The organism is Micromonospora sp. WMMA1949 (genome assembly GCF_027460145.1).
GTDB lineage: Bacteria > Actinomycetota > Actinomycetes > Mycobacteriales > Micromonosporaceae > Micromonospora.
In genome coordinates this window covers 1-20227 of record NZ_JAPZBG010000002.1, presented here as the reverse complement: position 1 = coordinate 20227, position 20227 = coordinate 1, and the positions used below count along the sequence as shown (strand labels likewise).

Sequence of the window (20227 nt, the reverse complement as noted above, 5' to 3'; positions counted from 1 at the left end):
TCATGTTCACTAGTGCGATTCTCGATTTGCGGCTAGAGCGGAACTGGGAGCCCGGCCGCCTCACCGCCGAGGCGTTCCGATGGCCCGGCTCGGATCGCGAGTTTCCGCTCCGCGAGCTCGCAACCCGTCTCGCCCCGCGCTCATTCGCGGACGCCGGCTCACCGGTGGTGACTCCGGCGAGCGTTGACCCCGCGAGCGGCGGCGTCCGGCGACGGAGCAAGAAGTACCAGGGCTCAGTCTTCCAGGTTGGTACCGAGCTACGTCCCGGCGACGTGTTGGTGCCCCGCGTCGGCCTCGGCCCGGCCGTGCTGGTCTCTGAACACCTCCGCGGCGCGCTAGTTGCCGCGCGCTTCTCAGCATTGCGCCCGCTCGAGTCGGAGCTCGGCTTGTGGCTTTGGGGCTTACTAAGCAGCGAGAGCGGGCGCCGCCTGCGGGCCAATCTTTCGCAGGGTGCGGCCCTCGCTGCTGTCGAGACGTCGTCGCTTCTTGATGCCACCGTTCCAGTCCCGCCAGTCGAACGACTGCGCCGGGTCACCGGCCCCCTCCGTGCCATCGAGGACTCGACACACGTCGACGAGGAAGAGGCGGTCGAGACTTGGTGGCAGACGACGGATCTGCGGACGACCGAATGGCGCACCGCGCTCGCGACGCCAGACCCGTCGATCCTGACTGCAGGCGAGCCGCTGGCGAACTTCTGCCGCGAGGTCGTGCGCGGCAGGAACACGCGCAGGCTCGCCATTGAGGAGGAAGCACCGGGCTACCTGCCCGTCGCCGACGTCTCGATGCTTGGGGGAAAGGCTCCCCGTCGCTGGGTGCCCGAACAAGAGGGGAATCCGACGGTTGCGCAGCCGGGCGACCTCTTGATGGCGGCCCTCGGGAATCTGCCGCACGCTCGCATTGCCGATGCTCGTGTGGTCGCCGACAGCCACGTCCTGGTACTCCGGCTGCGGAATCCCTCGCTCGGCCCCGCGCTGGCGCACTACCTCAACGGGCAAGATGCGTATCGGGTGCGACAGGTGTTCACCGTCGGAGCGCAGATCCCGTCGATCTCCGCGACCGACCTTGGGCGCATCCCGGTGCCCGCGGCGGCTCTGGAGCCGGTCGAAACGACGGCAGTCGTCCTTCCGCTGGCCCAGCGTCTGGAGCTGGTCCTGTGGGAGAGCTGACCTGCCAGCTCTCGCCGCTGGTCTTCGCCGAGCTCTATTACCTGCTGTTAGCGAACGGTGACCTCGGCGGCGAGCTCGGCGACCGACTCGGGGAGATCGGCTGCGACCTGGAGTGGCTCGAGGCCCGGGCGCAGGACTATGACGCCAAGTGGTGCTTCGATGCGCCCTCGCTCGAGACCGCGAATGCCGACGACTGGGCGTTGTCCGTGGAGCACTCCAAACTCGCCACCTGGCTGCTCGCCGGCCTCCGAAACACCGGAGTCTCCGATGAACTCTCCTCGAATCTCGTAGACGCGGTCCAGCGGCGCATGAACAACGATGCACCCCAGCTGGACGTTCGTCCCCAGTCACTCTCACCAATCATTCGCGGTTGGACGCTCGGCATGGCGGCCGGCACGCTCGATCCAGCACTGCCGATGCTGCTGGCCTGGTACCCGACGGACCAGCACATCAGCGCGGCGTACAAGGGGCTCGTCGAGCAGGTCCTACACCTTCACGGCATCGCCGAGCCCTGGCCAGAGTTGGCAGGCACCGCGCTCTACGTGCGAACCGGTGGCCTCGCCGAGGCCCTTCGGCCCGCCCCCGAACCGGCCCCGGGTGAACGGAAGCGTGGCCTCCAGTACTCCATCGACCTGCTCATGAGGGAGGCGAAGCCGCAGGCGCCTCTACACGTGTGGGACCGCCTCCGCGGCAACTGGATGGACTGGGTCGACAGGCGGAACATCCTCACGCACGTCAAACCCGGCGAGGACTCCACCTCGACGTTTGAGGACAACGCTGCTCAGGTGCGCACCTGGTACGAGATCCATTTGACCGTCCTCGGGATCACGCAGTTCATCTGTCAAGAGGTCTCGCTTGAGCTCCAGGAGAGCGTCCCGCCCGGCCTGCGCAACAACGACCCGTGGGAGTACCTGCAGCACGACGTGAAGACCAGTTGGGACTGACAGTGTTCATGGCCCGCGCAGTCTCGCCGCTGCAGGACGCTGTCGTTGATGCCCTCACCTGCCTTTCACACTCGGGCGGATGGTTTGGCCGATAGCCAGCCACCGCACTACAACTCGCGCCGGAGCTCGACATCAGGGATCCCACCTTGAAGACGGGCTATACGGCCCAAATCCACCATCGGAACTGGGGGGCGCCGTCTCACCTTTTAACGAACACTTTCGCGGATCAGTGGAGTGCCCCTGCGAACCGCAGGTCACCCCGTACTCGAAAGATTCCGGGTGCGACTTGCTCTGACTGGTCGCGAATATTCTCGCGCAGCGTCATTGGCCACCGCGTATCCTCCGACCATAGAGCCGACATGAGGCTGGCCTCGTTCAGATCACTTGTTGATAGGTCCGCACTGATTAAGTGGGCAGCTTCGCAGCTGGCGTGCCGGAGGCTTGCCCTGGCAAGATCAGTTCCCGTCAGGTTCGCACCGCGTAGGTTCGCCCAACTTAGATCCGCTCCGACTAACCGCGCTCCGGCAAGATCGGCATCATCGAAGCCAGCTCGACCAAGTTCAGCATTCTCGAAAGTGGCGGCCGAGAGATCTGCCTGATCGAGTCGCGCGTTCCGCAGATCCGCGTCGCGGAATGTGGCGCCGGGCGCTGCCGCTCTTACCAGACTCGCAGCCCGCAGGTTGGCGCCGACCAAGTCACTTTCCCGCATTGTGGCTTCGTCGAGCTTCGCTCCTCGTAGGTCAGCGTTGCGCACTGTCGCTCCATCGAGGGCGGCTGCAGTCAGATCCGCGCCCGCCAAATCGAGGCCGGAAAGCTGAGCGCCTGTCAGGTCAGCGCCGGCCAAGTCCGCTCCCCGCAGGCCACGGCCAGGGGGAACGGTTGGCTCGAGCCCCGAGCGCTGTGCTGCGACCACTGACAGCATCGCGTGGCGTGTCGTCCATGCCTCATCCGCCTCCGGGTACGCAACGGCGAGCAGTTCAGCTGCCAGGTCGAAAAACTCCCGGCGCGTGTCGTTGCTCATACTCGACTCCGTTCCCGCCAACGCAGTCTCGACTCCGGCCGAGCGGACACGCAGATCGGGCATCGATTGCGCAAAGGGGGTTGGTCTAAGACCGCGACGGCGCCGAGCACTGCCTGACGAATCGCCCTAGACCCTGAAGCTTCTTTTTCCACCGCAGTGCTGTCAAGCACTTGGGCGACTATACGCTCCCAATGGTCTTGGGCTTGTCGCCAGTTCTCGGCGTGCAACTTGACGAAAGAGGCGGCAAATCCCTCTCGCACGGCGAAATCCCCCTTGGCGAAAACCAAGTCTTGCAATCTTGGGATCAGATCAGGCATCTTCCTCGCCACCGAGCACGCGCAGGGGTGGCGTCGTACGCCGGGACGAGATGAAGTCGTTCACGACCCAGCCGGCGACCGCGCCGGCAACGGCCGGTCCGACTAGCCACCCGGCTAGTGACAAGGGCCAGGCCAAGTAGGAAAAGGCGACGTCACCGGGTGAGGTGATGCCGATGGTCACGTTGTACGCCCTCTGCCAACCGATGCAGAATCCGTTCACGATGTAGAGGGCCGCCATCAGAGACACAATGCCGACGCCCCAAGAAGAGATCCAGAAGCGAAACCCACCATGTCGGGGCATCGAGCGACGCGACCGGCGCATCCGCTCCCGCAGTCGTTCCTTGGGTGGGGGCGGCAGGTCTACGCTACCCACTGATCGGGTTGGCACTGAGTCAAGTTTCCGAACAGGCGACCCAGGAGCCACGCTAGACCGTGCCGGAGGCCGAACTGCATGTCGAACGAGGACGAGAACACGCTGACGCTCGCCGAGATCGCGTCACTGCTCGGCTGGTCGGAGCGGCGGACGCAAGCGTTGATCGTGTCGGATCCGCGGTTCCCGACTTCAGACTCCTCCGGCTTCTGGAACAACGTGGAGGTCCAGCGCTGGGCGGCCGAGCAGAACGACATTGGAACGGCCCGTATCGCCGCACCACGATATCACCGGTCCCCTGATCGCCCGGCGCAGTACGTGGGAGCCTCGCTACATGGCGATGGTCGGCACGTCGTAATGACCTGGGCCACCGCAGTTGGCGATCTTCACCTTGTCTACCCGCCGGTGACCGCAGCCCACACAGATCCCGCGGCGGCCGCCAGATGGTTGCCGCCCGACTCGTACGCGATCTGCGTCGTCTGGCCTGACTGGGCTTTCCATGGGCCGGCGCTGGAGTCGGTGCTGGGCGCCAATCCCGAGCGTCAGGTTCAGATCACCTGGACAGACCTGCGTTGGTTCCTTGGCATGCCGGCGCCGTACTGGCTCACGAGCTTGCGCGATCCTAAACGGATGCTGGAGTGGAAGCCCGGTGACCCCACCGTAACCGTAGCTACCCCCGCCGACGTTGACCTAACGCCATGGTTGTTGCTGGCTGCGTTGGAGGACGGCGAGACGCCCGTCCGCCGCACGCTCGTCGGTCTCGCTCGTGAGGCGCAGCGGAGGGCTACCGAGTCGGCCGAGATGCATATGAGCTTGTTCGGTGAATGCGATGACCGGGACGACATAGCTCTCGCCGCCCGTCCCCTAGCCACGCCGGCGGTCCAAGCCTCCGATGTTCCGCGGGATGTTCGGCGGATGGCCTGGAAGGAGATCCTACAACGCGACGACGAACTGGCTTGCGCTTGTGTTAGGGCCGAAGGTGCGTACACCGGCGGACGGGACTCCCCTTTCCCGCAAGCTGCCCGACTCTCGCCGGAACTTGCCGCTACGGTCCTCGAGTGGGCCGCCCTGCTGGTGCCAGCTAACCGGACCGCTGCGCACGCGGCGTTGTTCTACCGTGAAGGGCCAGCCCTGGTCTGCCTAGAAGATCCGGTGACCGGCGCACCGGTAATTCGCACCTGGGAGGGCGAGTACCTTACGTCGGTGCCGTTCGTGCTTCCGACTGACTCGCCTCTGAGCGAGCTCATCCTTGATGACGAGGTGTGGATCCGGACGGCAGACCATCGCTTGTTCCTCGCCCCGATCGGCGACTACGGCGGCGTGTCCTGGGGGTATAGCGGGACCGGGCCCAGCATGCTGGCCGCCCTGGTCGATCGACTCCTCGATGACATCACTTCGCCCGCCACGTCCGAGGTCGACGCGCCGGCAGGCCTGGAGGCGCTCTTTGAGGTCAAGCATCCGGACGGGACTGTGTTCACTCGGGAGCAGCTGGTGCAGGCTCGGTCCGTCCGGCCCACCACTGCCCGGACCAGCGGGGACGTCGAAGAGCAGCCACCAGGCGACGGCGGTCGGCGCGGCGATCCCCACGGATAGGCACCAGCGGCAGAACAGCAGGTACGCCAGCGGGCTGCCCTCGGGCAGCCGGCGGACGATCCTTCCGAGGTCGGCGGGTGATCTCGTCGGCGACGAGATCACCCGGGTCACCCGCGCGACGAAGAGCACCACCACGATCTCGATCAGCCCCGTCACGACTACGATCACATGCAATTGCCACTGCGGCCGGACAGGCGTCGTCGCGTGCCCGGCTGCTCTACCGTGTGCCCATGGCAGAACCAGGCTGGGTCGCCCTGATCGCCGGCTTAGGGGGCACCGCCTTCGGCGCGGCGCTGCAATACGCGCAGGCTGCGGGCCAGGCGCGCCGGGAACGGCGACGTGAACGCGAGAGCTGGTCGCGGGAGGACCGGCGACACTGGATCGAGCAACGCCAGCGGCTCTACCTCGACACGGCCGCGAGCGCCCGCCGTCAGCTCAACTCGTACGTCCACACAATCGCCCCGATCCTCGACCCGCGGGCACGTGAAAATCCGCCGGCGGTCGACTTCGACCCGTCACGCCAGTGGAGGCGCAGCCACGAGGTGCTGAGCGAGTGGGGCCGCCTGCTGACCGAGGTCGAGTTCTACGGCTCTGACGACGTCCGCGACGCCCTGAACAACCTTGACGTGCTTCTCCGCATCCTCGAACTCGCACCGTTCGATGACCAGTCCGCCCCCCTTGGGAAGGCTGAGGATGGCTATGTGGAGGCGGTGGCCCAAATGCGGCGCGACCTCGGCCTGTCGGAGGGTCGCAAGGCACGAATGCGGTCCAGCTTCGGATTCCTCAGCGTCGACCTCGACCAACCGCCGACAGGCGGCGAGGACGGCGACGCTCCGCCCCGGGATGGCGCAGCCTCGCAGGAGCCAGCGCCGTAACCCGATCGCTCGACGATCGAACCCCTGTACGAGTACCGTCCGGGTCGTGCAGTGGCGCAATAGATGACACATCACGATCCGCTGGGACCGGGCCGACAATAGCCCGGCCGGCGTGGTGTCCGTCGAGCGCGTGGTCGATTACCCGGCCGACCTGCGAACGCTGATCGCCAAGGCCCGCGCCGACCCGCACGTGGTCACCTTCCCGTACCGAGGATCCAGTGGGGCCGGTCGAGCAGCGCCCCGATGATCTCCTCCTTGCCGCTCGTCGAGCAGGTCGCAGCTCGGCGCCAGCCAGTCGAAGAACTAAGGCGTGTTTCATAAGCCGGTCAGAGCCACTCGGTGATGATGGTGATGGTCAGGACGGCTTGGAAGCGGACTGCGAGCTTTTCGTAGCGGGTGGCGACGCCGCGGTGGCGTTTGAGTCGGTTGATGCCGTTCTCGACGGCGTGGCGTAGCCGGTAGAGGTCCTTGTCGAAGGTGGGTGGGCGTCCGCCCTTGGAGCCTTTGGCTTTGCGGTGGGCGTCCTGGTCGCTCTTGCTGGGGATGCAGGCCTTGATTCCGCGTGAGCGCAGGTATCGGCGGTTGCCGCGGCTGGTGTAGGCCTTGTCGGCCAGGACCAGGTCGGGGCAGGTGCGGGGCCGGCCGACGCCGAGGCGGGTCACGCGGATGCGGCGCAGGACCGGAATGAACTGCGGGCTGTCCCCGCGATGCCCGGCGGTGACGATCAAGGACAAGACTTTCTGGCCCTGCTCACAGGCCAGATGTGTCTTGGTCGTCAGCCCTCCACGGGAGCGGCCCAGCCCGTGGTCGGCCGGCTCATCATGAACCCCACCGGGTGGTTCCTTCTGCAGATGGCCGTCGGTGCGCGCACCTGCGGCGTGCTGGTGAGCGCGACTGGTCATCGAGTCCACGCTGACCGTCCAGCCGATCCGCCCCCGGGCGTCACCCTGGGCCTGCAACGCTGACAAGATCCGTTCCCAGGTTCCATCGCGCTGCCAACGACGGAACAGTCCGTAGATCGTCGGCCAGGGCGCGTACTCCGCCGGCACGTCGCGCCACGGTGCACCGATCCGAATCCGCCACCGAATCCCGTCGATGAGCTGCCGTTTCTCCCACTTCGGCGGCCGGCCGGTAGACGACGCAGCAGGCAGCAACGGGGCCAGGACAGCCCACTGCGCGTCAGTCAGGTCATGCCGCCTCGTCACCGCTAAGGTGGCCACGAGGTCTCCGGTGCATGGTGCTTCTTGGTCGTTGTACCAAGTACCGGAGACCTCTTCAGTTATCGATCACCGCCACGCCGTGACTTCAACCGGCCAACCCGAGTTCCGAAACACGCCTTAGCTTGATCTTTAACCTCCGAGGGCCCTGTAGGGACCCTGACCGATCACGGAAACAGCCCTTGGCCGATGATCTTCTTGTCTAGGGAAGAGCATCAATAACCAAGGGCTGTTCTGGTGACCAGTGTGCATGAGCGTGCTGCGGCTGACGCCGTCGGGGACCTGGACAGGTTCCGGCGAGAGTTCTACGACTGCCTGACCGCTCGGGCTGAGGCATTGTTCGACCTGACGGACGCGGTGTTGTGCGCCGACGGGCCGGTCCGGTCGTTGGTGGAGTTGTCGCTGGTGGGCGAGCACCGCCGCGGTCACGGGGCGCTGTATGACGCCCTCGCCTGCGGCCAGCTGGACATCGATCGGCTGCGCACGGCCCTCGCCGGGGTGTCGTTGCCGCGGGCAGCTGATGGTCGTCTCGTCCTGGCGGTCGACATCACTTGCTGGCTGCGGCCGGACGCGCACACCTCGCCGCAGCGGATCTTGTGTCACACCTACGGCCGCGGCAAGGATCAGACCATCATGATCCCGGGCTGGCCGTACTCGATGGTCGTGGCCCTGGAATCTGGTCGCAGTTCGTGGACCGCGCCGTTGGACGCGGTGCGGCTGGCGCCTGGTGACGACGCGGCCACGGTCACCGCTGGTCAGCTGCGAGACATCGTGGGCCGGCTGATCGGGGCCGGACAGTGGCAGGCCGGGGACCCGGACATCCTGGTCGTGGCCGATGCTGGTTACGACGCGCCCCGGCTGGCGTTTCTCCTGCGTGACCTGCCCGTGCAGGTCCTCGCCCGGATGCGCTCAGACCGGGTACTACGCCGGGCAGTGCCGCCCCGGCAGCCGGGAACGGTCGGCCGTCCGCCCCGCCACGGCGGCGAGTTCGTCTTCGGCGATCCCAGCACCTGGGGCGAACCCGACGCGGCCACGATCACCGACACCCGTCTCTACGGCAGCGCGTGGGCTCGCGCCTGGGACCGGCTGCACCCCCGGTTGACGCACCGATCCGCCTGGATCGACTCGGCGAAGGTACTGCCGGTCATCGAGGGAACCGTCATCCGGCTGCAAGTCGACCATCTACCCAGCGGCGCGACCCCGAAGCCGGTCTGGCTGTGGTGGTCCGGCGTCGACGCCACCGCCGCCGATGTCGACCGGCTCTGGCAGACGTTCCTGCGCCGCTTCGACATCGAACACACGTTCCGCCTGTTCAAACAGACCCTCGGCTGGACCTGCCCCAAGATCCGCACCCCGCAGGCCGCCGACCGTTGGACCTGGATGATCCTCGCCGCCTACACCCAGCTCCGCCTGGCCCGCGCCCTCGCCGCCGACCTGCGCCGGCCCTGGGAGAAACCCGCACCACCGCAGCGTCTGTCACCCGCCCGCGTCCGCCGAGGGTTTCGGCACCTCCGCCCGAGAGTCACCTGTCCGGCCGGTGCACCCAAACCCTCCCGGGCAGGACCAGGGCGGCCACCCGGCCGCCGCAACACTCACCCCACCCCGCGCTACGACGTCCACACCGCGACCACCACGAACGCCAAGACAGCGGCTGCAAAGAAAACGAAGTCTGTCAATCCACGTCCACGCCGCACAGGTTAAAGATCAAGCTAAGCGATGTCTCGTAACCCGGTGACGGGTCCGTCGCGGACGAGGTGTCATCACGCGGCTTTGGACGTCCGTGTTCGGTCACCGGTCACCGATGCCGGCCCTTCCCCGCAATAGCATCAGGACGATCAATGACACGAGCAGCGCACCGGACCCACACAGCACGGCGAAGTGCAACACCGGACCACCGAACCCCTGGTTCGGGTCCCTCATCAGCGTCGAAGCAAAGGTGCAACTGGTCGATACCAGCAGCACCCAAAGCAACCACCGAGGCTGCCGTCGCAGCTCCTGCCACGCCCTTCTTCGGATCACGCCATCCCCGCTCATCGAAAGCCGCGTCTGCGCATCGGCCACCAATATCTAACGGCGCCACCACCAGCCTAAAGGACGCCTCGTAACCCTGGCGTCTGTCTGTTGAGGATGATCGGGCAGGATGCCTGGGTGCAGGTGATCACGGCAGCCCAGCCTGAGTGCGCTTCCTAGTCAATAAAATCCGGAAAGTTGATCTTTACTAGCGCAGGTGAAGTAGTCTGCTCCCCGCGCACGCGGGGGTGATCCCCCGATGCCGTCGCGCATCGGCCCCCAGTACGCCTGCTCCCCGCGCACGCGGGGGTGATCCCTCGTTCAGCCTGTCGGCCACCGTCGGAGCGATCTGCTCCCCGCGCACGCGGGGGTGATCCCCAAGAGCCGCGGGGCCGCCGTACCGAAAGGCACTGCTCCTTGCGCACGCGGGGGTGATGCCTCTATAGAGTCCTTTTTCGAGCGGGCGCAGCTCTGCTCCCCGCGCACGCGGGGGTGATCCGGAGGTTCACGCGGCCGGGGCCCCGTTCCTGGGCTGCTCCCCGCGCACGCGGGGGTGAACCCGCACTGTCGCGGTTCGCGCGGCCGACCACCCGCTGCTCCCCGCGCACGCGGGGGTGATCCTGAACGCGAAGGCGGCACGCAGTACACGGACATCTGCTCCCCGCGCACGCGGGGGTAATCCACCATCCGCGCCGCCGGCAGCAAAGGCGGCACCCTGTTCCCCGCGCACGCGGGGGTGATCCCCGCTGCCGGCAGCGCTCGGCGCGAGCCATCGTCTGCTCCCCGCGCACGCGGGGGTGATCCGTCTCGATCGTTGCCGCGGCCGCGGATCCGCTCCTGCTCCCCGCGCACGCGGAGGTGATCCCGCCTTGTAGCCCCAGAGGCCGATGTCCACCCACTGCTCCCCGCGCACGCGGGGGTAATCCCGTGACGGCCCGGCCGTCGCCCGGCCACCACGCCTGCTCCCGCGCACGCGGGGGTGATCCGTCGGTGCCGAAGAACGACCAGTAGGCGAACTCCTGCTCCCCGCGCGGTTGCTTCTACCAGGCCGACCCGAAGTAACCCTCGCCGCTGCGGGCACAGCTGCTCGGCGTTGCCAGCTCGAGCTGCACATAGAGGTCCGATGTCTAAGTTCGTGTGCAGTGAATTATGGACGGCCGGCGTTCATAAACGGCTAAACGTTCCACAACGACCGTCATTCGGATCATGGCCGTCGAGCTCGGCGGTACCTAGAGTGGTGCGGTGCTAACCGTCGGCGTTGACTTGGCAGCCGCAGACAAGCGCACGGCAATGGCCGCAATTGAATGGCTGCCAGACCGAGCAGTAGTGCGCGACCTGGCCCTCGGGGTCAGCGACACTCAGATCGTTGAGGCGAGCCGCCGCGCGGACAAGACCGGGCTCGACTGTCCATTCGGATGGCCGGCACCCTTCGTCGCACTCGTCACGACCCACCAGGCTGGCCATATCGCCGCGAGCGAAGGCGAGGGCGGGCTGTGGCGGCGCCGCTTGGCATATCGCCACACCGACGAGGTGGTGCGCGAGCAGACCGGGATCATCCCGCTCAGCGTCGCCGCGGATCGTATCGGGCATGCTGCCTTCCGCTGCGCCGGCTTACTGTCGATGCTCGCCGCGGACGGTCAGGATGTGGATCGCTGCGGCGGCGGCCGGGTCGTTGAGGTGTATCCGGCGGCGGCACTGAGCTGTTGGGGCTTGGCGCACCGCGGCTACAAGGGGCGAGGCCAACAGGTCCAGCATGCCGACCTCGTGACTGCACTGCGCGCTGCCGCGCCCTGGCTGGAGCTGGGCACCTTCGAGGCGTTGGCTCGGCGCAGCCACGACGCGTTCGACGCAGTGATCGCGTCGTTGGCTGCCCGCGCAGCTGCGATCGGCAAGGCCACAACGCCGGATGACGAGCAGCGAATCGCCGCACGGTCTGAGGGGTGGATCGCCTTGCCGATGTCCCCTCTGAGTGGCCTTGTCGCTGCGGCAGAAGCGTAGACGGAGGGTAGTCGTGGCTTCAGGATTGAGCTGGCTGGACAGCTCTCGCAACGATCAGCAGCGGATGCGCGAGCTGCTCAAGCTCTTCAGTGACACGGAGAGCCGGGACGAGCTGGGTATCGGCCAGGTCCGCGACGCGTTCAGCGACCTGCTCTTCCCCGGCACCTCCGTCCTGCAGACTCGGGCGCGGTACCTGCTGATCGTGCCCTGGTGTTACCAGGAGTCCGAGCGGCGGGGATGGCGCGGCGACCGCCTCACGAAACAGGTCGACCGCAGCGAGCGGAAGGTGATCTCCGCACTGATGAAGGGTGACGACACAGAGGGCGTGATCGGCCGTCGGGCTGGTGTCGCGGTACGGACACTGCCGTCGACCATCTACGCGGCCGCGCTGCTGCGATACGGCATCCGCAAGGATGACCATGAGAACTCACAGGGTCTTCAGTCCGGCGTTGGCTCCGCCGAGGCGGATGAGCTGACCGAGCGAGTACACGGCGCCTGGCACGCGACGTTGCCGGCCGCGCCGAAGGGCTTTCCGAATGAGGTCGAGGGTGGATTGAAGCTTCGGCCGGAAGAGGGGCGATGGCTGCGCGAGCGGCTCCTGGCCGCGGTGCCGGACACGCTGCTGGCGTACCTGCTCGAGCCCGCGCATCGCCCCGGTTGGGACAGTGAGGCGCCGTGGGAGGAGCCGGCGGTGGCAGCCGCGCCGGGTCCGATCGGTCCAGTGGTACGGGACGCCGCGCTGTTCTCGCTGGCGATCCACGGAGCGGCGTTGCTGTACAACCTCCTCGTGGCCCAACGGTACGAGGCCGCCGGCTTGACCGAACGTGAGGCGCCGGCGGCCCGCTACCGAGACCTGTTGGTGGACTGGAATCAGCGTGTGTCGACCGAGCACGGCCTCAAGGGCTGGGACCGATCGGGCATGTGGGACCGGCTGATCGACAAGAACCCGCGAATCGCATCGAACGTATCTGCCCGACGGTTCATTGACCGTTGGCTTGACGCGGTCACGAGCGGAGCGGCGCACGACGCCGTCACGGACGAGAGCTTGCGCAATCTGGTGGCCGAGCGGGAACGATCGGTCAAGAAGGGGCAGTCTCGGTTGGTCAACGACAAGCTGCTGCGTACGTGGAGTGGTGCCTCCGGCAGTAGGCCCTTGGTCTACCGGTGGCCGCAGGTGCGCCGGATCCTCATCGACATCCACGACGGCTGTGCCGCCGACCTGCCGGAGGCTGCCGGTGCTCGCGCCTGATACTCGCTCTCTGCTGCTCGACGCGTTGCGTCCGCCGCCGGGTATGCGGATGTCCCGCGCCGTGGCGTTGACGTTCACCCTGGATCTGGAGAGTCTGCTGATCGCCCCGCTGGCCTTCGCCGCGCACGGCTTACGCGAGTCGACGGACCCGATCGCGGTGATGGAGGGTGTACGGCGCTGTGCCGACCGGATCGATGTGTTCTGTCAGGCCGGGCAGATCGCGGTGCCGCCGACGAAGTCGGCGCTGCTGGCATTCGTCGAGCCGATGGTGCACCAGGTCCGCCGGCCCAGGCCGGGTCGTCTGTTCCACCCGAAGTTGTGGGCTCTGCGCTTCGAGGACGAGGCCACCGGTGAGACGTCACTGCGCCTGCTGGTGCTGAGCCGCAACCTGACCAAGGACCGCAGCTGGGACGTGTGCCTGCGGTTGGAGGGCTATCCGGGCACTCGCCGGGTGGCGGGCAATAAGCCCCTCTTCGACCTGCTGCAACGCGCGATGCGGCTGGCAGTCGCGCCGTTGCCGGCGGATAGGCAGGCGGCAATCGAGGCGCTGGGCGAGGATCTGCGTCGAGCCGAGTGGGAGTACCCCGAGGACGCCTCGGCGATGTTCTTCCACGCGCTGGGGGTGCCTGGTGCTCACCGAGTGGACTTCGCCGGCACACGACATCTGGTCATCTCACCGTTCTGCACGCCGGACGGCCTCGACCGCTGCGCGCCGAGCGGCAAGCTGGCGGTCGTGAGCCGCCAGGAGACGCTCGACTGCCTACCCGACGAGAGCCTGACCGGCGCCGAGGCCTTGGTGGTCAACGAGTTGGCTGGCTTGCCGACTGAGGAGTCGCCGTCGGGCCAGGAGGTGCTCACCGGACTGCACGCCAAGGTGTACGTGGTGGAGAAGGGACACCAGGCACGGGTCCTCCTCGGCTCCGCCAACGCGACCGCCGCAGCGTTCGACGGCAACGTCGAGCTGCTGGTGGAGCTGGTTGGTGGCCGCACTCAGTGGGGCATCGATGCCCTCTTCGGCCCCAAGGCAGCATTCCGCGAGATCCTCGAACCCTACGAGCGTCACACCAGCGCCGATGCGGATCCCGAGGCTGACCGGCTGCGAAACCTAATCCGCGACCTGGCGGCCGTACCGCTGTTGGCTACCGTCACGTCCGAGTCGGACCGCTACACCATCCGGCTGACTTCTGAAGACGCCGTGCCAGATGCGCCGGGTGTACGGATCACCGCGCAGCTGCACACCCGCCGGGGCGAGGCGACCACACTCGCAGCGGGGCAGCCGGTCGACGCGGCGTTCACCGGGCTCACGCTGGTCGACATCACCCCGTTCGTCATCGTCACCGCGGAGGACAGCACCGGCCGCGAACAAGCCGTCGTCCTCGCCACCCTGGTCGGCGATCCCGAGCACCGGCTCGACCACGTCATCGCCGAGCAGATCGACACGCCGGAGAAGTTCCTGCGGTTTCTGCTTCTGATGCTCGGCCTCGGCACGGAAGCTGCCGCCGCGGTGAGCGGCGGCGCCGGCGGAGCCGGCGCCTGGCGTACAGGCGGGACCGGGATCTTCGAGCTGCTTCTCAACGCTCTCGTCGACCGGCCGGAGCAACTCGACGACCTGGCCCGGCTCGTTAGCCGCATCGAGGCCAGCGGCAGCAGCAAGCAACTGCTTCCACCTGGCTTCGCCGAACTCTGGAAGATCATCACAGAGGCACGAGACGCGATGGCAGAGGAGGTGCGCGCGTGAAGCGGTACGACGCCGGCCCGGTCATGGCCGGCTTGAAGGATTTCCAGCGCACCACCGTCGCGCATGTCGTCGACCGCTACTTCGGCGCCGACCCGACCCGCCGGTTCCTGGTCGCGGACGAGACCGGTCTCGGCAAGAGCGTGGTCGCCCGAGGCGTGATCGCACAGACCCTGCAGCGTCTTCAGGACGACGACAGCGTCGAGCGGGTCGACGTCATCTACGTCTGCTCCAACCAGGATGTAGCACGCCAGAACATCGACCGGCTTCGGGTCACCCCGGACGAGACGGTAACGCTGTCCAGCCGGCTCACCCTGCTCGCCAAGCACGCGGACAAGCTCAATGCCGCGACCGCTACCGTCGGCAAGCCGATCAACCTGGTCGCGTTCACCCCCGGCACATCCTTCGACCAGGGCTGGCGCACCGGCACGGCCGAGGAACGTGCCCTACTGTTCCTGCTGCTTGAGCAAGCAGGCTCATGGGACGGCTGGCGGACCCGGGCGGCGCTGCGGGCGTTGCAGGCCGGCGTCGCGACACCTGGACGCTTCGAGCGCGAGTGCGTCCGGCTGCGGGAGGAGCTGGGCGGGAAGGTCAACCGCACGATCGCTGACGAGTTCCTGCGCCGCGCCCGACAACGGGGCCTGCTCGACAGGTTTGACGCACTGCTGGACGGCATCGGCCGACGTCCCGCGCTACCAACCGCTCTGCGGGAGACCGCCCGCAAGCTCACCGGTGACCTCCGTACGGCACTGGCCACCGCCGGCGTCGAGGTCCTCGAACCCGACCTGATCATCCTCGACGAGTTCCAGCGCTTCCGGGAGCTGCTCGATGACAACGGCGGCGAGGGCGCCGAACTCGCCCAGCACCTGTTCGACTACCGGGATGCCCGGGTGCTGCTACTGTCCGCCACCCCGTACAAGCCGTTCACCTTCGCCGAAGAAGCCGCTACCGGCGAGGACCACTACAGCGACTTCCGGCAGGTCCTGCGCTTCCTCAGCGACGACGAATCCTGGCACGCCGACGTGACGAAGGCATTCGAGGCGTACCGGGAAGCTCTGGTCCGCGGCGAACCTTGCGCTGACCTGCGCGAGTGGCTGCGCCGCCTGCTGCTGACGGTCATGTGCCGCACGGAGCGACCCCTCCTCGGCGAGCACGACATGCTGCGCGAACACGTCACCCTGGCCGACGACGTCAACCCGCAGGACGTACGTAGTTACGTCGCGATGCGCAAGATTGCCAAGGCTGTCGGGGCTCCTATGACGGTCGAGTACTGGAAGTCCGCACCGTACTTCCTGAACTTCCTCGACGGTTACCAGCTCGGCGCCAAGGTCCGCGCGGCGCTGAAGGACCAGACAGATTCGAAGGTGCCACCGCTGCTGGGCACGGCTCAGCTGCTTGATGCCGAGACGATCCGCCGACGTGAGCCCGTCGATCTCGGCAACGGCCGGCTACGGCAGCTCGCCGCCGACACCGTTGACCGGGGGTGGTGGAAGCTCCTCTGGCTGCCACCGTCGCTGCCCTACCACGCGCTCGATGAGCCGTTCGCTACCGCGGCGCGTGAAGGCATCACCAAGCGGCTGCTGTTCTCATCCTGGAACGCCACTCCGACCGCGGTAGCGGGCCTCCTCAGCTACGAAGCCGAGCGCCGGCTGGGCACGGCTGGAGAGAGGCATCGCCACCTCGACTACCGCATCGAACACGAGCGCCCCGCGGCAATGAGCGTCCTCGCGCTCTTCTGGCCACATCCCACTCTGGCGGCACTGTGCGATCCGCTGGCGTTGGCTCGGCAACGACCGGACGACCTCGCGCTGCTGGACGACTTCGAATCTGAGGTACGGGACCGGCTCCGTGCTCATGCCAGAGCCGAAGAAGGGTCCGGCCTGCCAGCGCTGGCTGAGCCGTGGGAGCTGCTCTTCCGATGGCCGGGCGCCGATCCAGCCGTCGACGACGCTGCTGCCGCCCTTGGCTCGTCGGCAGACGAGGAGCATTCGGCAACAGGTCTGGACCGACACGTCGCCCGGGCGCGGGATCTGACAAAGCAGGCCGGCTACCCGACGCAGGGCCAGCTGAACGGGCTGATCGACAGCATCGCGACAATCGGCCTGCACGGCCCTGGCAACGTCGCCTACCGTGCGTTGTCGCGCCTGATCGAAGAACCCGGCAGCCAGGTCACACCGGCGGGGCATTGGCGTGCAGCCGCGCTCCTCGCCAGTGGCCTGCGTTCCCTGTTCAACCGGTCGGAGTCCGCACAGCTACTCGACCACCTGGCGATGGGCAAGGTCTACTGGCAGGCAGTGCTGCGGTACTGCGCGGCCGGCGGGCTGCAGGCGGTCCTCGACGAGCACCTGCACACGTTGCGCAGCACAGCCTCGGACACCCCACTCGACGACTGCGAGCTGTGGAAGATTGCCGACGAAGCACGGCAGGCGATGGCCAGCCGACAGTCGACGTACGAAGCCTTCGACCCACGCAACCCGGAGCAGCCCATCAAGCTGCCCGGGCGGTTCGCCCTACGCTACGGCGGCCGCGGCGAGGAGCAGTCCCAGGTCAACCGCAAGATGGTCGTACGTGCCGCCTTCAACAGCCCGTTCTGGCCGTTCGTCGTCGCCACCACCAGCGCCGGCCAAGAAGGCATCGACTTCCACCAGTGGTGCTCAGCGGTCGTGCACTGGAACACCCCGGCCAACCCCGTCGACTTCGAGCAGCGCGAAGGACGCGTACACCGATTCGGTGGGCATGCCGTACGGCGCAACGTCGCCCACGCTCACCGGGCCGATGCCCTGCGCTCTTCGGATCCGGACGTTTGGAGAGCCCTGTACGACGCTGCCCGAGCAGAGTCCGGAGAGCTGGGTGACTTTGCGCCGTACTGGGTGTTCTCCGGGCCGGCGAAGATCGAACGACACGTGCTGCCCTATCCGCTCAGCCGCGACCAGGCGCGGTTCGACCGGCTCAAGGCGGACCTGGTGAGGTATCGGCTCGCGTTCGGCCAGCCGCGGCAGGAAGACCTACTGCTCCTTCTGCAGCGGCAGGCGAGAGACGAGAACGACGTGCCTGATGTTTTGGATCTGAGGCCTCAACGGCCGACCGTTTCCCGGTTGTGAGACGGAGGCTCGACTCGAGCCGTAGGAGGTGCAGTGAACGCCCGGACCCGTTCGCCCAAGTCGCACTGATTCACTACGCTCAGGTGGAGGTTGTCGGAGCGTCAGCTAGGCATCAGCCAGAGGGCAAGGGAAACGATCTTGCGAGCCATAGTGAATGAAAACCGCGAAGTCGATCTCTAGCGGCCCAGGTCAAGTAGTCTGCTCCCCGCGCACGCGGGGGTGATCCGCCGAGCAGGAGGCCGCGCGATGAGCCTCAAGACTGCTCCCCGCGCACGCGGGGGTGATCCGTCCTGACCCCACCGGGTGAACTTGCGGCGGTCCTGCTCCCCGCGCACGCGGGGGTGATCCTGGAGCTGATGAAGCTTGACGACATGCCGGAATCTGCTCCCCGCGCACGCGGGGGTGATCCGGGGTGACCTGCCATGTTCAACGTTGGTATCGGCTGCTCCCCGCGCACGCGGGGGTGATCCCTCCGCCCGCACCACGAACCGGCGCCCCACCAGCTGCTCCCCGCGCACGCGGGGGTGATCCGAACCAGAAGAACAACGGCGTGTACGTCCTCCCCTGCTCCCCGCGCACGCGGGGGTGATCCGGCGGAGGCTGAGGCGGCGACGACGACCCGGGGCTGCTCCCCGCGCACGCGGGGGTGATCCCCGCACCCGCCCCAGCCCCGCCTCCGCCAGGATCTGCTCCCCGCGCACGCGGGGGTGATCCCGGGAGCAACCGATGAGCCACGACACCAAGGGCCTGCTCCCCGCGCACGCGGGGGTGATCCGGGGGCAGAGCGCAAGGCGTGGGAGGGCCGAGCCTGCTCCCCGCGCACGCGGGGGTGATCCCCCGGCGGCGGATGACCCGCCGGCGGCGGCGCCACTGCTCCCCGCGCACGCGGGGGTGATCCCGCCCCACCCCGGGCGCGGTCGGGGTGGGGCGTCTGCTCCCCGCGCACGCGGGGGTGATCCCGAAACGACCCTGGCTGTCGTGGTCTACACGATCTGCTCCCCGCGCACGCGGGGGTGATCCTGCGCCCACATGAGAGCGCGCATCACCGTGAATCTGCTCCCCGCGCACGCGGGGGTGATCCACAGGTTCGTCTTGCCGCGGCCTCGCACACCGACTGCTCCCCGCGCACGCGGGGGTGATCCCGAGGAGCGAAGGGAGGCGACCAGTGCAAGAGCCTGCTCCCCGCGCACGCGGGGGTGATCCGGCGTCGGCGAGGTTCAACAGGGCGGTCATGTTCTGCTCCCCGCGCACGCGGGAGTGATCCGGCCGCGTACCCCGACTGGAAGACCCGCGACAACTGCTCCCCGCGCACGCGGGGGTGATCCCGTTCTTCGGGGTCTTCAGGTACTGATCGGCCACTGCTCCCCGCGCACGCGGGGGTGATCCGCGATCCCGTTCTACGAGCCCGGACGGCGGATCCTGCTCCCCGCGCACGCGGGGGTGATCCCAGGTGCGAGCTGTCGCCGGAGGTGCGCTTCCCCTGCTCCCCGCGCACGCGGGGGTGATCCGAACTGTTGCAGGGCGCGGCCCGCGTTGTTGATCTGCTCCCCGCGCACGCGGGGGTGATCCGCCGTGCCGCTGCTGCGTGAACCCGCCCGTTGCCTGCTCCCCGCGCACGCGGGGGTGATCCCGGACGCGGCACCACCGAGCCCGGCGTGTGCGCCTGCTCCCCGCGCACGCGGGGGTGATCCCAGCGCGTCGTCGATGCGCTCCCACAGGTCGTCCTGCTCCCCGCGCACGCGGGGGTGATCCCGCTCCGCTCACCACCAAGGCCGAAGTTTGGGTCTGCTCCCCGCGCACGCGGGGGTGATCCGGGGGGGGCACACCCGCCGAAGGCAGGCTAACCCCCTGCTCCCCGCGCACGCGGGGGTGATCCCGCCGCGTCGTCGTACATGTTCGACCCGGACAAGTGCTCCCCGCGCACGCGGGGGTGATCCCACGATGGGTGTGCCGCTGACGCTGCGAGGCTTCTGCTCCCCGCGCACGCGGGGGTGATCCGAAGATCCGAACCACGATGGAGCCGGACCGCGACTGCTCCCCGCGCACGCGGGGGTGATCCGCTGCGTGCGTTCCTGCTGTTGACCGTGCCGACCTGCTCCCCGCGCACGCGGGGGTGATCCCGGCAACGGTCCGCTTCGCCGCCCCGTCGGCGTCGCGCCCTGCTCCCCGCGCACGCGGGGGTGATCCGATGACCCTGAGAGGGACGCGGTTCGCCTACATCTGCTCCCCGCGCACGCGGGGGTGATCCCATGCTCGCGCGGTGGTTCGGCTACACCGCCGCCTGCTCCCCGCGCACGCGGGGGTGATCCCCTCCGGCCGGACGGGTACGCCCTGGCGCTCGGCTGCTCCCCGCGCACGCGGGGGTGATCCAACTCGGCGAACCCGCCCGCCTCCACCGCCGCCCTGCTCCCCGCGCACGCGGGGGTGATCCCGGGGTCTCCTGTTCGGTGGGGCGGGTCGCTCTCTGCTCCCCGCGCACGCGGGGGTGATCCTGACCCGATGTGTGCGCCGTGGAATGGCACGGCCTGCTCCCCGCGCACGCGGGGGTGATCCGCCGGGCCCGAAGCCGGGCACGAAGCGGACCCCCTGCTCCCCGCGCACGCGGGGGTGATCCCCGGGCCAGCGGGCCTG

Annotated in this window: 13 protein-coding genes and 1 CRISPR repeat array; of the genes, 9 read left to right on the top strand and 4 right to left on the bottom strand. The window is 68.0% G+C overall.

The window, feature by feature from the left end:
- Nucleotides 1-2: 2 nt before the first annotated feature.
- Nucleotides 3-1166, top strand: a complete 1164-nt coding sequence (locus O7607_RS30410) for a hypothetical protein (RefSeq protein ID WP_269700134.1) — start codon at nt 3-5, stop codon at nt 1164-1166.
- The gene (locus O7607_RS30405) at nt 1154-2110 is read left to right on the top strand and encodes a hypothetical protein (RefSeq protein ID WP_269700136.1); all 957 of its coding nucleotides are present in this window, start codon (nt 1154-1156) and stop codon (nt 2108-2110) included. The genes O7607_RS30410 and O7607_RS30405 overlap by 13 nt, the downstream gene beginning before the upstream one ends.
- 226 nt (nt 2111-2336) lie before the next feature.
- Here the strand turns inward: O7607_RS30405 and O7607_RS30400 are convergent, their stop codons facing one another.
- Genes O7607_RS30400 through O7607_RS30395 form a run of 3 tightly spaced genes read right to left on the bottom strand, consistent with a single transcriptional unit; the run spans nt 2337 to nt 3749 of the window.
- Nucleotides 2337-3131 (bottom strand): pentapeptide repeat-containing protein, encoded by a 795-nt coding sequence (locus O7607_RS30400; RefSeq protein ID WP_269700137.1) that lies wholly within the window; start codon nt 3129-3131, stop codon nt 2337-2339.
- Nucleotides 3128-3448, bottom strand: a complete 321-nt coding sequence (locus O7607_RS30650; RefSeq protein ID WP_442929434.1) for a DUF6313 family protein — start codon at nt 3446-3448, stop codon at nt 3128-3130. The genes O7607_RS30400 and O7607_RS30650 overlap by 4 nt, the downstream gene beginning before the upstream one ends.
- Nucleotides 3441-3749 (bottom strand): DUF6313 family protein, encoded by a 309-nt coding sequence (locus O7607_RS30395; RefSeq protein WP_269700139.1) that lies wholly within the window; start codon nt 3747-3749, stop codon nt 3441-3443. Before O7607_RS30395 ends, O7607_RS30650 begins: the two co-directional genes overlap by 8 nt.
- A 150-nt stretch (nt 3750-3899) precedes the next feature.
- Here O7607_RS30395 and O7607_RS30390 point away from each other — a divergent pair, with 150 nt between their 5' ends.
- A complete protein-coding gene (locus O7607_RS30390; RefSeq protein WP_269700140.1) occupies nt 3900-5411 on the top strand; it encodes a hypothetical protein in 1512 nt (503 codons plus the stop codon).
- Between the two features lie 230 nt (nt 5412-5641).
- Nucleotides 5642-6286 carry a hypothetical protein gene (locus O7607_RS30385; protein WP_269700141.1) on the top strand — a complete coding sequence of 215 codons (645 nt, stop codon included), beginning with the start codon at nt 5642-5644 and terminating at the stop codon, nt 6284-6286.
- A gap of 326 nt (nt 6287-6612) precedes the next feature.
- On the opposite strand, the gene O7607_RS30380 is transcribed toward O7607_RS30385, so the two are convergent.
- Complete coding sequence (locus tag O7607_RS30380) at nt 6613-7491, bottom strand: IS5 family transposase (protein WP_442929509.1); 879 nt, start codon at nt 7489-7491, stop codon at nt 6613-6615.
- A gap of 249 nt (nt 7492-7740) precedes the next feature.
- Here O7607_RS30380 and O7607_RS30375 point away from each other — a divergent pair, with 249 nt between their 5' ends.
- The 5 genes from O7607_RS30375 (at nt 7741) to O7607_RS30355 (ending at nt 17596) form a co-directional block, all read left to right on the top strand.
- Nucleotides 7741-9204 carry an NF041680 family putative transposase gene (locus O7607_RS30375; protein ID WP_269700144.1) on the top strand — a complete coding sequence of 488 codons (1464 nt, stop codon included), beginning with the start codon at nt 7741-7743 and terminating at the stop codon, nt 9202-9204.
- A gap of 1551 nt (nt 9205-10755) precedes the next feature.
- On the top strand, nt 10756-11511 hold the full coding sequence (locus tag O7607_RS30370; protein ID WP_269700272.1) for a DUF429 domain-containing protein: 756 nt from the start codon (nt 10756-10758) through the stop codon (nt 11509-11511).
- A gap of 13 nt (nt 11512-11524) precedes the next feature.
- Nucleotides 11525-12760, top strand: coding sequence for a DUF6361 family protein (locus tag O7607_RS30365; RefSeq protein WP_269700273.1), 1236 nt, complete (start codon nt 11525-11527; stop codon nt 12758-12760).
- A gap of 61 nt (nt 12761-12821) precedes the next feature.
- Nucleotides 12822-14498, top strand: coding sequence for a phospholipase D family protein (locus tag O7607_RS30360; protein ID WP_269700274.1), 1677 nt, complete (start codon nt 12822-12824; stop codon nt 14496-14498).
- Nucleotides 14495-17596 carry a C-terminal helicase domain-containing protein gene (locus O7607_RS30355; protein ID WP_269700276.1) on the top strand — a complete coding sequence of 1034 codons (3102 nt, stop codon included), beginning with the start codon at nt 14495-14497 and terminating at the stop codon, nt 17594-17596. Before O7607_RS30360 ends, O7607_RS30355 begins: the two co-directional genes overlap by 4 nt.
- Nucleotides 17597-17794: 198 nt before the next feature.
- A CRISPR array of direct repeats spans nt 17795-20210; the repeat unit is 28 nt; unit sequence CTGCTCCCCGCGCACGCGGGGGTGATCC.
- Nucleotides 20211-20227: the final 17 nt, after the last annotated feature.

Bases quoted from the DNA above. Each gene is read 5' to 3' on its own strand.
- O7607_RS30400 (WP_269700137.1), bottom strand. From the start codon at position 3,131: ATGAGCAACGACACGCGCCGGGAGTTTTTCGACCTGGCAGCTGAACTG.
- O7607_RS30385 (WP_269700141.1), top strand. From the start codon at position 5,642: ATGGCAGAACCAGGCTGGGTCGCCCTGATCGCCGGCTTAGGGGGCACC.
- O7607_RS30395 (WP_269700139.1), bottom strand. From the start codon at position 3,749: ATGCCCCGACATGGTGGGTTTCGCTTCTGGATCTCTTCTTGGGGCGTC.
- O7607_RS30390 (WP_269700140.1), top strand. From the start codon at position 3,900: ATGTCGAACGAGGACGAGAACACGCTGACGCTCGCCGAGATCGCGTCA.
- O7607_RS30650 (WP_442929434.1), bottom strand. From the start codon at position 3,448: ATGCCTGATCTGATCCCAAGATTGCAAGACTTGGTTTTCGCCAAGGGG.
- O7607_RS30410 (WP_269700134.1), top strand. From the start codon at position 3: ATGTTCACTAGTGCGATTCTCGATTTGCGGCTAGAGCGGAACTGGGAG.